Origin of the sequence: Archangium gephyra, assembly GCF_049060025.1 — a bacterium.
Lineage (GTDB): Bacteria > Myxococcota > Myxococcia > Myxococcales > Myxococcaceae > Archangium > Archangium gephyra_A.
Genome location: NZ_JBMEQQ010000002.1, coordinates 5,061,106 through 5,074,881, shown reverse-complemented (window position 1 = coordinate 5,074,881; position 13,776 = coordinate 5,061,106). Strand labels below are relative to the sequence as shown.

Here is a 13,776-nt window from a genome sequence, read left to right as displayed (position 1 = left end):
CAGGCTCAGGCGCCCCGCATCGCCGCCTCCACCCGGGCCACGTCCCCGGGCACGTCCACCGCCACCGAGCGCCCCGTCACCTTCCCGCAACGGATGCGGATGCCGTGCTCCAGCGCTCGTAGCTGCTCCAACTTCTCCGCCTGCTCCAGCGGGGTGGCGCTCAGCTCCGCCAGCCGCAGCAGCGTCTCGCGCCGGTACCCGTACAGCCCCAGGTGCGCCCAGCGCTTCACGGCCGCCGCCTCGCCCGGCTCGCGGATGAAGGGCACCGTGCTGCGGCTGAAGTAGAGCGCGTCCCCGTTGAGCGCCAGCACCGCCTTCACCACGTGCGGGCTGTCCTCCTCGGCCGCCTCCAGCGGGCGCACCAGCGTGCCCATCTCCACCTCCGGGTGCGCGAAGAGGCCCGCCAGCACCCGCAGTGAAACCGGGTCCACCAGCGGCTCGTCGCCCTGCACGTTCACCCAGACGTCCACCTCCAGACGCTGCCGCGCCACCTCGGCCACCCGGTCCGTCCCCGTGGCGCACTCGGGCGACGTCATCACCACCGTGCCTCCGAAGCCCTCCACCACCGCCTGGATGCGGACATCATCGGTGGCCACCACCACCTCGTCGAAGGCCCGGGCCTCCTGGCAGCGGCGCCAGACGTGCTCGATCATCGGCCGGCCGGCGATGAGGGCCAGCGGCTTGCCGGGAAAGCGCGTGCTGGCATAGCGGGCGGGGATGACGGCGAAGGTGCGGGGCGAGGACATGGTGCGGCGCTCTCTATCAGATCCACGACGCTGCAAGGCCCCGGAGGGAGGGGGGCACTAGGCAGCCGGGGGCCCGTGCCTAGCTTCCCGCCACCATGAAGAAGGTCCTCCATATCGTCGGCGCTCGTCCCAACTTCATGAAGGTGGCTCCCATCCATCGGGCCATCTCCGAGCGCGGCGTACTCGAACAGAAGCTGGTGCACACCGGGCAGCACTACGACGTGAAGATGAGTGACGTCTTCTTCACCGACCTGGGCATGCCCGCCCCGGACATCCACCTCGGCATCGGCTCGGGCAGCCACGCCGAGCAGACGGCCAAGGTCATGATCGAGCTGGAGAAGGTGTTCTCCACCGAGAAGCCCGGCATCGTCTCCGTGGTGGGTGACGTCAACAGCACCCTGGCCGCCGCGCTCGTGGCGGTGAAGATGGGCATCCCCATCGCCCACGTGGAGGCGGGTCTGCGCAGCTTCGACCCCGCCATGCCCGAGGAGATCAACCGCGTCCTCACCGACCGCATCTCCCACCTGCTGCTGACGCCCTCGGCCGACGCGGACGCCAACCTGATCCGCGAGGGCGTGGAGCCCGAGCGCATCCGGCTGGTGGGCAACGTGATGATCGACTCGCTGCTGGCGGCCCGGGAGAAGGCCCTGCGGCTGTCCACGCTCGAGGACCTGGGGCTCCACGCGCGCGGCTACGCCGTGTGCACCCTGCACCGGGCCTCCAACGTGGATGACGCCCAGGTGCTCACCGGGCTGCTCTCCGCGCTGAGCCACGTGGCCAGCCGGCTGCCGGTGGTGTTCCCCGTCCACCCGCGGACCCGCAAGCGCATCACCGAGCTGGGCCTGGACGCCTCGCTGGCGCGCACCCCGGGCCTGCGCCTGGTGGACCCCATGGGCTACCTGGAGTTCCTCGCGCTCACCTCCCAGGCCCGGCTCGTCTTCACCGACTCCGGCGGCCTCCAGGAGGAGACCACCGTGCTCGGCATTCCCTGCCTCACCGTGCGCGAGAACACCGAGCGCCCCATCACCGTGGACATCGGCACCAACCTCGTGGTGGGCACGGATCCGGGCCGCATCCGGCAGGCCGCGGACCGCATCCTCGATGGTCACGAGAAGAAGGGCCGTGTCCCGGAGCTGTGGGACGGGCGCACCGGCGAGCGCATCGCCCGCCTCTACGAGGAGTTCCTCGGGATGGGCAAGGCGCCGCGGCGCACGGGCGGCAACCGGATCGTCCCCTCCGCTCCAGGGCCGGAGCACCACCCGGTTTGAGCCGCGGGCACTCGTGCCCGTAGCGGAAGCATCCGAGGGCCATCACGGAAAGGGCCTGAGCCTGGCGAGGCTCGGCCGGACCCGTGAGGCCCTCGATTGTTATGCGCCCACAGGGTGTCAGGGGTCATGTTATGCTGTCCCACTGCGGAGGTCATACGCATGGGGCAGGCAGTGGAGGGGCGTTCGGCTGAGCCGGGACGTGTGAGAAGGCCGCGGCGGATTCTCCCGAGGGATGAGGGGGGCGCGGCAACGCCACCGCGAGCCGGAGACTCGGTGGACGGCTTCCGGCTGGAGACGCGGCTGGGTGAGGGCGGTCAGGGCACCGTCTTCCGCGCTCGGCGTGGGGGCCGGCTGTATGCCGTCAAGCTGCTCCCCCTGGCGTCGGACGACTGGGCCTGGCGCGAGCTGGAGGTGCGGCTGCGGTTGCGGCGCGTGGGCTCGGTGAAGGTGCTGGGCTGCGGCCTCTGGCCCGTCTCCCGCCCCCGCTTCGTCTACCTCGTCATGCCGTACGTGCGCGGGCGCCCGCTGTATGAATGGGCGAAGGCGAGCAACCCCTCGGCGCGGGACATGGCGCTCCAGGTGCTGGAGGTGGCGCGGCAGTTGGTGGCCGTGCACCGGGCGGGCGTGGTGCACCGCGACATCAAGGGCGCCAACGTGCTGGTGCGCAAGAAGGATGGGCGGCCGGTGCTGGTGGACTTCGGGGTGGGCACGTACGTGGGCGCGCCCGAGATCACCAACCCGATGGGGCTGCCGGGCACCCGGCACTACCGCAGCCCGGAGGCGCTGCGCTTCCGGCGTGAGAGGGCGGGCGAGCACTCCCCGGCGCGGGCCTCGGATGACCTGTGGGCGCTGGGCGTGCTGCTGTACTGGCTGCTCACGGGCAGCTACCCCTTCGACACCGAGGGGCCCGTCGCGGACGAGGGCACCCTGGCGGACGTCATCCTGAAGCAAGCACCCGAGCCGCCGCACCTGCGCAACCCGCGCGTGCCCCGCGCCCTGAGCGAGCTGTGCCTGCGCATGCTGGAGAAGCCGCTCGAGGCGCGCTACCCGGATGCGGTGGCGCTGTGCGCGGCGCTGGAGGCGGAGCTGGCGGAGGCGGACGGCGCATGGGACGTGCCGCTGTGCGAGGCGTGGGGCCCGGACGATGCCACCACGCCCCAGCAAGAGGGACTCGACCTGGGGGACTGGATGGACAAGGTGCGGCGGCTGAAGCTGCACGCGCGGCTCCGCCCCCGGCGCGGCCGGCCCGTGCCCCTGGCGGAGGCCTCCACGCTTCCTGGCTCACTGGAGGAGTCTCCGCCCGGAGAGGGGGAGGACGGAGCGGAGGAGCTGCCCGGTTCCGTATCGCCGCGAACCCGGCGCCCCCCGCGCCATGCGCGCTTCTGGGGCTGCGTCCTGGGGTTGGGTCTTCTGGTGGGGCTGGCCCTTGCGCACCACGCATTCACCCGTGCGTCCGAGGTGGGGGCAACTACTTCCGCAGTGACTTCCGAGGCCACCACTTCCGAAGTCAGAAAATTGGCGCCCGCGAGCAATCCGCCGGAGAGTGTTGAGGGTGCAGCGCCCGCGAAGGCGGCAACCCCTGCGCCCGTCGCCACTGCGACGCCCCGGAAGGACAGCACGCGCGTGAAGACTCCCAAGCAGGTCAATTCCTCTCAGAAGAAGCAGCGGGATTCGCAGGGCACGAGGGTGGGTGCGGCGGGCAAGGCGTGCACCCTGGTCCTGGTCGCCGGTCAGCTCGCCTGCGCGAGCCCCGCCCTCCAGGTGCGGCCCCCGCCTTCGTACCTGCCTCCTCCGGCGGAGTGCCCGCCCGGGGCCATCGAGGGCATGAAGGCCATGGGGCTGAGGATCGGGGAGAGCACGCTGGCCGCCTTGAACCATTTGGAAGGCGGCAAACGCATCAACGTGCACCCCGGCCCGGGCGCCACGCTCTATGTGGGCACCCCATGGGGAACGAAGGACTTTGGCACCGTTTTCACCGGCGAGCTCTTCTTTGCAAACGGGCGCGTGTATGGCCGTTTCACCGAGGCCCGCACGCGAGACAACTACACGTACCCGGTCTGCATGGAGATCTACGATTTTGGCCGTGACGGCAAGCGGGGGGCGGTGATGAGGGCTCCCAGTAGCAGCCCGGACATCGCTGAAGTCTTTTCCATGGTGCAACTGGGCACGGTGGATCACTTCGAATAGGGAGTGGTCCCCATGCGTTCCTTGCCCCCCGCTGCTCTGCTGTTGCTCGTTGCCGCGAGCGCTCAGGCTCTGGCGCTGCCCGCCGCCGAGGAAATGACGGGCAGCCCGCGCTTCATGGTGACGACGGATGCTGCCAGTGAATCACGCCAGGTCCGCATCAGTCCGGGACTTGGAACCCTGTTCGTCTTCGACACGCCCGTGCAACGCGAGGGGGTCATCTTGGCGCAGCGTGAGCGCTTCCGGCAGGCCTCGCTGTCCGAGGACGGCCTCGTGCTCACGCTCCTGCCCTTGCGCGAGTTGTCCATGGGGACACGCTTGCGGCTGACCGTGCGCTTCGCGGATGGGGCGGTCCCGGCGAGCGTGGACTTCCTGCTGGTGGTGCATCCCCAGGCCGAGCGCCAGATCGAGGTGTTCCGCCTTCCTCGCTCCGGTGAATCCTACAAGCAGGAGTCCGAGGCGGCCCAAGCGGAGTCCCAGCAGTGCAAGATGCAACTGGTGCGGGAGCGCGCGGAGTGTGGCAGGCCCTCCGGCCTCACCGGGCTGATCGTCTTGCGTCAGATGGACTGGCATGGCACTCGTGCCAGGTTCATCGAGGAGGGCCTCCCCCTGGGCCGCGGAGAACCCTTTCGTACGCAGTATGTGACGAGCTACAGCGCCACGAGCGGAAATAAAGGGGAAGAGGTGGTTCGGCTGGCGGTGGATCTGCAGCTGGCGAACAACGGTCTCCAGCCCTGGAGGGCCGCGAATGCGGAGCTGGTGGGCCCGGGCGGGCGGTGGACGATGGCGGTGTGGTCGCCTCATCCCATTGTTCCGGGCGCCTGGGGCCGTATCGTGGTGGAGGTGGAGTTGCCGCTGGCCGAACTGCGCAGCGGCAGCCATGTGCTCAAGCTCTGGGACGAGGACGGAGTGCGGACGGCCACCGTGTTGGGCGTGACGTTCCCGGAGTGAAAGGTTTCATTCCCCCAGCCAGTAGAGGCTGCGCCGGGTGCGGAACACCTGCTCCAGGAACTCCGAGAACGAGTTGGCGATCCGCGAGCAGTACTCCGGGTTGGGCCAGGTCTCGCGGTCTCCATCCATGAGCGGATATCGCCCGTCGATCTGCCGGCTCACGTCGAGAACGATATAGTTGCCGTCGCGCACGTGGCAGATGGCGTACATCGATGCTGGACCGCGCGAATCATCATCCTTTCCACGGATGGCAACGCGTGCGCGGACGATCTTCGACAAGGGCAGGATTTCATAGGGCGAGTCTGGCCATTGAATCAGAGCGGCCCCATTGCAGTGCAGATAGAAGGCCCGCAGATCCTGGTCCAACTTCCAGCCCATCCGGCTCTCGAACTCCTTGATCTCCTCAAGCGTGGCGGGAGGCCGCGGGAAGTGAGCGCGGGAGACCTCGTCGAGCAGGTGGCTCATGGGCGTGGTCATCGTCAATAGTCCGTATAGGGCAGGTCAGGTCCCACGGTGTTCCAGGGCGCCTGCCCGTCGTAGCAGGCGGGGTACTGGTCGGTGAACACCTTGTGTGCGTCCGGCTGCGCGGGGAAGATGTTGTTGGGGTCCACCGGGTCGCCACCGTGCCAGAGATCCCGGATGTGATGGCCCGCCCAGGAGGTCCCGTTCTCGCTGGGCCACTCTCCGAACTTCTTGCCCCACTTCTCCCGGAAGGACTCTCGAATGTTGTCCCACTTCTTGCGTTCAGCCTCCTTCTTCGCCTTTGGCAACGTGGGGAATTTGCAGCAGCAGTGATAGATGCCGTAGCGGCTACCGGCTTCGACGGGGACCGGCAAGAGGACGAGGCTTCCCTCCCAGTCCAGCTTGATGTCGGCTAGCCACATGCAGCCCATGAGCGGGTAGCCTTCACTGGCGCACTCCCTCTGGCATCCGTTCATGAACTGCCGGCGACACTGCCAAGGGCCGTAGAAGAGGGTCGTCTTCAGTCGTCCGCCCGGTACATTCAACCAGGGCAATTCCTTCTTCACGGCGGGCTTGGTTCCTGGCGAGGGTGAAGGACCAGAACCTCCCGTCCCCTGGGTCGTGGCGCATCCGGCGAGGAGCAACAGCAACACTGCCGTCCAGCTTGGTTTCATGAGGATTCTTTCTGGCGCGTGCCCCGCCCCTCTCAGGGATCCAGTCCCGGAGAATACCCGGTCGCGTTGACAGCGTCTGGTGCCTCCCCTCTGAGTACTTCCAGGACACCGGCACGGGCCGGGTGTGCCCATGCCGGTCGTCGTTCGCTGACAGCGTCCTCCGCCGTGCTCTCTAGAAGCTCGGCGGCAGGCCGCCGGGGCTCGGGTAGATCGCCTCGGTGAGGTTCGTCATCCCGCAGTGGTGCGTGCAGACGCACTGCGTCTTCGCCAGGATGGGTCCGTTGAACTGCACCACCTGGGGATTGATGAGCAGCGCTCCTCCCGTGATGCCCTGGAGATCCTCCTCCGAGAGCTCCGCCATCGACTTTCCACAGGGGCTCTCGGGGAGCGAGTCCCGCTGCTCCTGGGTGAGGCTCGCCCTGAACCTCGGGTCCTTCCAGGCCCGGATGATGGTTGCCGTGTCCATTCGCGTTCTCCTTTCGAATGCCCGCTCCAACTTGGAGCGGGCATTGGATGGAGACCGCCTCCCGCCGATGTGACGCACCGGGCGTCCGCGCCCGCCCGCGGGGCACTCAGCGCCGTGCGCCCACTCTCGGCAGCAGGTTCGACGCTCGGGCGCGGACGTTGGCGTAGGAGTCCGAGCCCGCCGCTTCCTCGAGGAAGGGCACCGCGGGGGCTCCCACCTCCCGCACGAGGAACTCCGCGCACTTCCTGTGGAAGCGATCGCTCACCAGACAGCGGATGAGGTCGCGGATGAGCTTCTCGTCCGTGCGGTAGGCGGGCTCGTTGCGAATGGCCGCGCCGTACGAGGCGAGTCCATCCACCCAACGCAGGTTGTCGAAGTTGACGTTCCCCTCCAGATACGCGGCATAGGCATTCGCCGGATACTGCGCTCGCAGCCGGGCGAGCGCGCTCAGGGTCTGCTCCCGCCGCCGCTCTCCCTGCTTCGCCCAGCTTTCGATCTGCTCGATGCCGGGAAGCTCTTCCCGTGCCCCGGTCCGTTCCCCGGCGGGAGCTTCCGTCTTCTCCGCGAGCGCCGCCGGCTTCTCCGCGGGAGCGGGCGGCGGCTTCGCGGGCGGCGGCTTCGGTGCGGAGGGGCTCTTCGTGGCGGAGGCAGGCGCGCTCCTGGCGGGCACCGGCTCCTGCTCCGCCGGCCAGAGCAACGCCGCGCCGAGGCCCAGCAGGAGCACGCCCGCGGCCCCCACGGCCACCATCGGTCTCGTGTCCCGCGGTGGCACCAGTTCCCGCGAGCCAGGCTCCGCCGGGGACGCCCTCCGCTCCAGCAGCATCCCGCCGCCCTGGGGATGGTGGGGGAGGGTGGCGGCCTCCTGCGCGGAAGGCGCTCCCGCGTGCATCCCCTGCACGGTGGGGTGCGCGGCCGAGGGGCTCAGGTCCGGAAGGGTGTCCAGCGCGGTGGCGAAGTCCGCGGCCGATTGGAACCGGTCCCCGGGCTGCTTCGCCAACGCCTTGTGGACGACCCCCTCCAGCTCCTGGGAGAAGCCCGCACCGGAGCGGAGGCTGCCCAGCGCCGGCGGCACGGCCTCCTGGTGCTTGCGCATCACCTCGGCGGCCCCGTCTCCATCGAAGGGCCGCGCCGCGGTGAGCAGCTCGAAGAGGAGCACGCCGACGGAGTAGAGGTCCGTCCGGGCGTCGATCGCCCCGGCGCGGATCTGCTCCGGGGCCATGTAGCCGGGCGTGCCCACCGCCAGGCCCGTGGTCAGGCCCGTCACCGTGTCGCGAAGCCGCGCCAGTCCGAAGTCCAGGATGCGGACCTGATCTCCCAGCCCGATGGCCTCCGTCAGGATGATGTTGTCCGGCTTGATGTCGCGGTGGACGATGCCCTGGGCATGCGCGTGGGCCAGCCCCGCGAGCACCTGTCTCACGATGCCCAGCGCCCGCTTCACCGGCAGCGGCCCGCCCTCGCGCACCAGCGAGCGCAGCGTCTGCCCCGTCACGAAGTCCATCACCATGAAGGGCGCGTTGTCCTCCACGCCGAAGTCGATCACCGAGACGCAGCACGGGTGCGACAGCCGGCTCATCGCCTGCGCTTCGATGTGGAACCGCCGCTGGAAGCCCTCGTCCGCCGCCATCCACGAATGGAGGAACTTGATGGCCACCGCCCGGCCCAGCTCGAGGCGCTCGCCACGGTACACCACTCCCATTCCCCCGGCGGCGAGCCGCTCGAGAATCCGGTAACGCTGCTGCAGGACGGTGCCAATACGGGGATCGGAGGCGACGGTGGCTTCCATGGGAGGCGGACGACGTTATCAGGCCCGCCTTCCCGACGGGGGGACACCCGCCTGGGTCTGGGAGGGCTGGCGGCCAGGCGGGCGCCCGTGCCCGTGCCGGAGCCCTCACCACGTTCCTCGGGACCCCGCGAGGGGCCGGACACTTCCGGAGGACCGGACGCACCTTCTCCTACGAGCAGCCAGGAGAGGAGAACAACCTTGGGGGTAACGAGTTTCGCATGAGCGTCGCGGCACACCCGCCGACCCGCCTGGCGGATCTGCTGAAGTCCCGGAAGGAAGAGCTCATCGAACGATGGGCCAGGCAGGTGAGGGAGCGTCTGCCTCTCGGGGCGTCCAATCGCGCGGAGCTCGTGGACAGCCTGCCGGACTTCCTCGAGGGGCTGCTGAGGGCCTTGCGCCAGGACTCGTGCCCCGCGGAGGCCGTGGACGCGTCCGAGATGCCGGCGGTGGCCGAGGTGCACGGCCGGCAGCGCTACCGGATTGGCGCGGACATCAACGCCGTCGTCCGGGAATACGGCATCTTGCGAGACCTCATCTTCGACCTGGCCGAGGAGGCGGGTCACCCGCCGCGCATGCCGGAAGTGCGCGTGGTCACCCAGGCCATCACCACGGGCATCGCCGAGGCCGTCAGCCACTTCGCCGAGGAGCGCGAGAAGGTGCTGCGGGCGAGCGAGGCCCGGCTCCAGTCCATCATCGACCATGCCCCCGCCGCCATCTACGCGAAGGATCCCCAGGGCCGCTTCATCCTCGTCAACCGCCACTTCGAGCTCCTCTTCCGTCTCCCGCGCGAGGCGCTGCTGGGGAAGACGGATGCGGACATCTTCCCCCCGCACCTGGCCGAAGCGTTCCGCGCCAATGACCGGCGGGTGCTCGCGGACAACGCGCCCCTGTGGGTCGAGGAGGAGGCCCCGCATCCGGAGGGGCCGCACACGTACCTTTCCGTGAAGTTCCCCCTGCCGGACGCCGAGGGCCGGCCCGCCGCCGTCTGCGGCATCTCCACCGACGTGAGCGAGCGCAAGCGCGCCGAGCGGGCCCTGCGCGAGAGCGAGGAGCGCTTCCGGCTGCTGGTGGAGGGCGTGGAGGACTACGCCATCTTCATGCTGGACCCCGAGGGCCGGGTGGCGAGCTGGAATCCCGGCGCGCAGCGCATCAAGGGCTACAAGGCCGAGGAGATCATCGGCCAATCCTTCACCCGCTTCTACCTCCCCGCGGACGTGGAGGCCGGAGTGCCCCAGCAGGGCCTGCGGACCGCCGCCAACGAGGGCCACTTCCATTCGGAGGGCCAGCGCGTGCGCCAGGACGGCGGCCTCTTCTGGGCGGACGTCGCCATCACCGCGCTGCGCGACGAGGCGGGCCACCTCCGCGGCTTCGCCAAGGTCACCCGGGACATCTCCGCGCGCAAGCGGAGCGAGCAGTCCCTGCGCGTGACGACCCAGCGGCACGAGGCCATGCTGGAGACGGCGGTGGACGGCATCCTCACCATCGACGAGCGGGGCCTCATCCAGGACATCAACCCGGCCACGCTGCGCATCTTCGGCTATGCGCCCGAGGAGCTCATCGGCCGCAACATCCGCATGCTCATGCCCCAGCCGTACCGGAGCGAGCACGACGGCTACATGGCCAACTACCTGCGCACGGGCGAGCGCAAGGTCATCGGCATCGGGCGCGAGGTGAAGGGCCGGCGCAAGGACGGGAGCGTCTTCCCGTTGGAACTCTCCGTCAGCGAGCTGCGCCTGCCCGAGGGACGCTTCTTCATGGGGGTGGTGCGGGACATCTCCGCCCGCAAGCGCGCCGAGGAGGCGCAGGCCCTCTTCCTCGAGGTGGGGACGCTCCTGTCCCAGTCGCTCGATGTCGCCACCACCTTGAAGGGCTTCGCCTCGCTGGTGGTGAGCCGGCTGGCCGACTCCTGCACGGTGGACCTGCTGGGGGAGGACGGGCAGTTGCACCGGCTGGAGGCGGCGGCCCGCGAGCCGGAGTACCACCCCCTCATCCGCGAGGTGCTGGCCTGGTCCCCGCTGGTGGGGAGCGACAGTCCCATGGCCCTCGCCCTGAAGCGCGGTGAGGTCGTGGCCATCCCGGACATCACCCCCGCGTTGCTGGATGCCGCGGCCCGGAACCCGGAGCACCGGGCCATCATGAGCAGGCTCCCCTTGCGCTCCGGGGCCCTCGTGCCCCTGGTGGCCCGGGGCCGCAAGCTGGGCATCATCAGTCTCTACTGGCACCAGTCCCGGGGCGCCGCGCTGGCGGCGGACGTGGAGGTGGCCCGGGGCGTGGCGGACCGCGCCGCCGTGGCCATCGACAACGCGCGCCTCTTCCAGGAGCTGCAGGAGGCCGTGCGGGTGCGCGAGGACGTGGTGGCCATCGTCAGCCATGATCTGCGCTCGCCCCTCAACGCCATCACCCTGGCGGCCACGGCCCTGCTCAAACGCGAGGAGGTGGACGAGCGCACGGCGAAGACGGCCAGCCGCATCTTCTCCGCCTCGGACCGCGCCAGCCGGATGATTCGCGACCTGCTCGACTTCACCCAGGCCCGCGTGGGCCGTGGCATTCCCATCCACCGCGGGCCCCTGGACTTCCATTTCCACGTGCGGCGGATTCTCTCCGAGGTGCGCATGGCCCATCCGGAGCGGCACATCGAGCTGGCCGCCGGCGGGGAGGGGCAGGGGGAGTGGGACGCGGACCGGCTGGCCCAGGTCGTCACCAACCTGGTGGGCAACGCACTGCAGCACAGCCCTCCGGGGACGCCCGTGCGGGTGTCCACCCGGAGCGAGGACTCGCTCGTCGAGCTCGAGGTGCACAACGAGGGCCCCCCCATTTCCCCCGAGCTGCTGCCCACCCTCTTCGAGCCCTACCGCCGGGGGCCCGAGTCCGGGGAGGGCAGGGGCAGCCTCGGCCTGGGCCTCTTCATCACCCGGCAGATCGTCCTCGGCCATGGTGGCGTCATCGGCGTACGCTCCACCCTCGCGGAGGGAACCACCTTCACCGTGCGCCTGCCCCGGCGGCCATCGACTCCCAGCTCCTGACCCGCTCTCCTGGCTGCTCCCATGACCGTGCCCCAGCCCTCCACTCCCATTCCCATCCTGGTGGTCGACGACGACCCGGACATCCGCGAGGCCCTTCGCGACATCCTCGACGACGCGGGCTACAGCGTCGTCCTCGCGTTCCACGGCCAGATGGCGTTGGAGCTGCTGGGGACGATGGGCCAGCCCTGCCTCGTGCTGCTGGACTGGATGATGCCCGTGATGGATGGGGCGCAATTCCTCCACCTGCTGCGGGAGAACCCGCTCTACGATCCGGTGAAGGTCATCCTCTGCACCGCGAGCGGGCGGGACGTGCCTCCGGGTGCCCAGGGGCTCTTGCGCAAGCCCTTCGAGCTGGAGGAGTTGCTGGCCGTCGTGGCCGATTCCTGCGACTGAGCGTTACCCCCAGGAGATCTCGTACTCGTTGGCGGTGGGCCCCGCCTGCCACGAGCGCACCCGGGCTCCCTTCACCTTCGCGGCCTCGAACGTCGCCAGGAAGCCGCCCTCGACGTACGGGCGCGGACTGAAGTCGTGTTGGACGGTGAGCACCCCGCTCCAGGGCCCCGTCAGCCTCACGGCGACCTCCACGCCACTCACCCCCACCTGGATGGCCCACGGCAGGCTGTTGAGCAGCCGGTGCGGATCTCCCTGCACCAACACCAGCAGCGTCCTGCCCACCGCCGACACCAGGAAGTTCGCCGCCGATTGCTGTCCCAGGTGCCGCAGCGCCGTCTCGAAGTCCTCCGGAGCCCCGGGCGTGCGCATCCGGGCAGCGCTGTAGAGCACCTCGAGGTACTTGCTGGAGGGGTAGCTGAAGAAGTCCAGGAACTTCTTCTCCCCGAGCGCCGCCAGGCACTGATGGACCGCGGCTTCGCCTCCCCGCTGCCGCACCACCTCCAGCACGGCGTTGAAGAGCATTCCTCGCACGGCGGCCGTCGCCGGCAGCGAGGACAGGAGCCCGCGCAACTCCTCCTCGGAGCCGTGCGGCGGCGAGTGGCGTCTGGCGTTCGGGTCCTTCATAGGCCTCACGTCTCCGGTCTCAACGGGCTGGAGGACAGGTGATTCCACGTCCACCCCGTGTTCGGCAAGAGGGCCCCCGGGTGCCCGGTGTCCCCGGCCCCCCGCCGAGGGGAGGGGGCATGGGGGCGCTCCCAGTGAAGTGGGACGGACCCGGGGAGGAAGCGGCCAGCGCGTTGTGTTAAGCCGGAACCGTCGAATGAGAGAGCAGCGAGAGGACATCCCCCGCCCGTCTGGCGAAGCCCCCGAGGGCTACGTCGACATCCCGTTCGTCGTCGAGCCGAACTATGCCGGCTGGCGGCTGGATCGCTACCTCTCCGAGAAGCTCCGCCGCCTGACGCGTGAGCGCCTCCACGGCATCATCCAGCGGGGCGTCCTGTGTGAAGGGCGCCGGCTCAAGCCCTCCACGCCCGTCTACCCGGGCCTCTCCTTCCGCATCCGCCGGCCCGTCAGCGCGGAGCCGGAGACGCCCACCGCGCTGCCCACCGTCTTCCAGGACGATTGGCTGCTCGTGCTCGACAAGCCCGCGGGGCTCCCCATCCATCCCACGGCGCGCTACCACAAGGGCACGCTCGTCTCCCTGCTGCGCGAGCGTTTCGGAGAGGCCTTCGCCGAGCCCGCCCACCGCCTGGACCGCGAGACGAGCGGCCTCGTCGTCTGCGGGCGCACCACCGAGTCCTGCCGCGTCCTCGGCCGCCTCTTCGTCTCGCGTGACGTCCACAAGGAGTACCTCGCCGTGTGCGAGGGCCATCCGCCCGAGGACACCTTCCACGTGGACGCGCCCATCGCCGAGGGCACCGAGCTCATCCGCATCGCCGTGCGCATCGACGCCGTGGAGGGCAAGGAGAGCCGCACCCGCTTCCAGGTGCTCCAGCGTTTCACCCGCGAGGGCCAGCCCTTCGCCCTGCTGCGCTGCTTCCCGGAGACGGGGCGCCAGCATCAAATCCGCATCCACCTGCGCGAGGCCGGCTTCCCCCTGGTGGGCGACAAGATGTACGGCCCGGATCCCGGCTACTTCGACCGCTTCAGCAAGCACTGCCTGGAGCCCGAGGCCTGGGAGCGCCTGCGTCTGCCCCGCCACGCCCTGCACGCCGCGCGCATCTCCTTCCCTCACCCGGGCACCGGGAGGGCCGTCACCTTCGACTCGCCCCTGCCCGGGGATCTCCAGGACTTCATTTCCGGACGGCCCATCACATGAGTGGGGT

12 protein-coding genes are annotated in these 13,776 nt (G+C 69.8%); 6 read left to right on the top strand and 6 right to left on the bottom strand.

Annotation, left to right across the window (positions count from 1 at the left end; translation table 11 throughout):
• Positions 1-5: 5 nt before the first annotated feature.
• Entirely contained in the window at positions 6-746 is a 741-nt protein-coding gene (gene kdsB / locus ACN28I_RS22070; RefSeq protein ID WP_420943931.1) for a 3-deoxy-manno-octulosonate cytidylyltransferase, read from the bottom strand.
• A gap of 95 nt (positions 747-841) precedes the next feature.
• On the opposite strand from kdsB, the gene wecB reads away from it, so the two are divergent.
• The 3 genes from wecB to ACN28I_RS22055 all read left to right on the top strand — a co-directional run bounded on the left by wecB (position 842) and on the right by ACN28I_RS22055 (position 5,149).
• A complete protein-coding gene (wecB, locus tag ACN28I_RS22065; protein ID WP_420943930.1) occupies positions 842-2,014 on the top strand; it encodes a non-hydrolyzing UDP-N-acetylglucosamine 2-epimerase in 1,173 nt (390 codons plus the stop codon).
• A gap of 273 nt (positions 2,015-2,287) precedes the next feature.
• The gene (locus tag ACN28I_RS22060; RefSeq protein WP_420943929.1) at positions 2,288-4,201 is read left to right on the top strand and encodes a serine/threonine-protein kinase; all 1,914 of its coding nucleotides are present in this window, start codon (positions 2,288-2,290) and stop codon (positions 4,199-4,201) included.
• A 12-nt stretch (positions 4,202-4,213) separates the two neighbouring features.
• A complete protein-coding gene (locus ACN28I_RS22055; RefSeq protein WP_420943928.1) occupies positions 4,214-5,149 on the top strand; it encodes a DUF2381 family protein in 936 nt (311 codons plus the stop codon).
• Between the two features lie 6 nt (positions 5,150-5,155).
• Here the strand turns inward: ACN28I_RS22055 and ACN28I_RS22050 are convergent, their stop codons facing one another.
• The 4 genes from ACN28I_RS22050 to ACN28I_RS22035 all read right to left on the bottom strand — a co-directional run bounded on the left by ACN28I_RS22050 (position 5,156) and on the right by ACN28I_RS22035 (position 8,534).
• A complete protein-coding gene (locus ACN28I_RS22050; protein ID WP_420943927.1) occupies positions 5,156-5,626 on the bottom strand; it encodes an SMI1/KNR4 family protein in 471 nt (156 codons plus the stop codon).
• Positions 5,627-5,628: 2 nt separating this feature from the next.
• Positions 5,629-6,177, bottom strand: coding sequence for a hypothetical protein (locus ACN28I_RS22045; protein WP_420943926.1), 549 nt, complete (start codon positions 6,175-6,177; stop codon positions 5,629-5,631).
• Positions 6,178-6,457: 280 nt separating this feature from the next.
• The gene (locus tag ACN28I_RS22040) at positions 6,458-6,751 is read right to left on the bottom strand and encodes a mersacidin/lichenicidin family type 2 lantibiotic (RefSeq protein WP_420943925.1); all 294 of its coding nucleotides are present in this window, start codon (positions 6,749-6,751) and stop codon (positions 6,458-6,460) included.
• A 106-nt stretch (positions 6,752-6,857) separates the two neighbouring features.
• Positions 6,858-8,534 (bottom strand): serine/threonine-protein kinase, encoded by a 1,677-nt coding sequence (locus ACN28I_RS22035; RefSeq protein WP_420943924.1) that lies wholly within the window; start codon positions 8,532-8,534, stop codon positions 6,858-6,860.
• Positions 8,535-8,752: 218 nt separating this feature from the next.
• On the opposite strand from ACN28I_RS22035, the gene ACN28I_RS22030 reads away from it, so the two are divergent.
• Together ACN28I_RS22030 and ACN28I_RS22025 are read left to right on the top strand one after the other, a co-directional pair.
• Positions 8,753-11,557, top strand: a complete 2,805-nt coding sequence (locus ACN28I_RS22030) for a PAS domain S-box protein (RefSeq protein ID WP_420943923.1) — start codon at positions 8,753-8,755, stop codon at positions 11,555-11,557.
• Positions 11,558-11,578: 21 nt separating this feature from the next.
• On the top strand, positions 11,579-11,950 hold the full coding sequence (locus tag ACN28I_RS22025) for a response regulator (RefSeq protein ID WP_420943922.1): 372 nt from the start codon (positions 11,579-11,581) through the stop codon (positions 11,948-11,950).
• Between the two features lie 3 nt (positions 11,951-11,953).
• Here the strand turns inward: ACN28I_RS22025 and ACN28I_RS22020 are convergent, their stop codons facing one another.
• Positions 11,954-12,574 carry a TIGR02265 family protein gene (locus ACN28I_RS22020; protein ID WP_420943921.1) on the bottom strand — a complete coding sequence of 207 codons (621 nt, stop codon included), beginning with the start codon at positions 12,572-12,574 and terminating at the stop codon, positions 11,954-11,956.
• Positions 12,575-12,770: 196 nt separating this feature from the next.
• Here ACN28I_RS22020 and ACN28I_RS22015 point away from each other — a divergent pair, with 196 nt between their 5' ends.
• Positions 12,771-13,769, top strand: a complete 999-nt coding sequence (locus tag ACN28I_RS22015; protein ID WP_420943920.1) for an RluA family pseudouridine synthase — start codon at positions 12,771-12,773, stop codon at positions 13,767-13,769.
• The last annotated feature ends 7 nt before the right edge of the window (positions 13,770-13,776 follow it).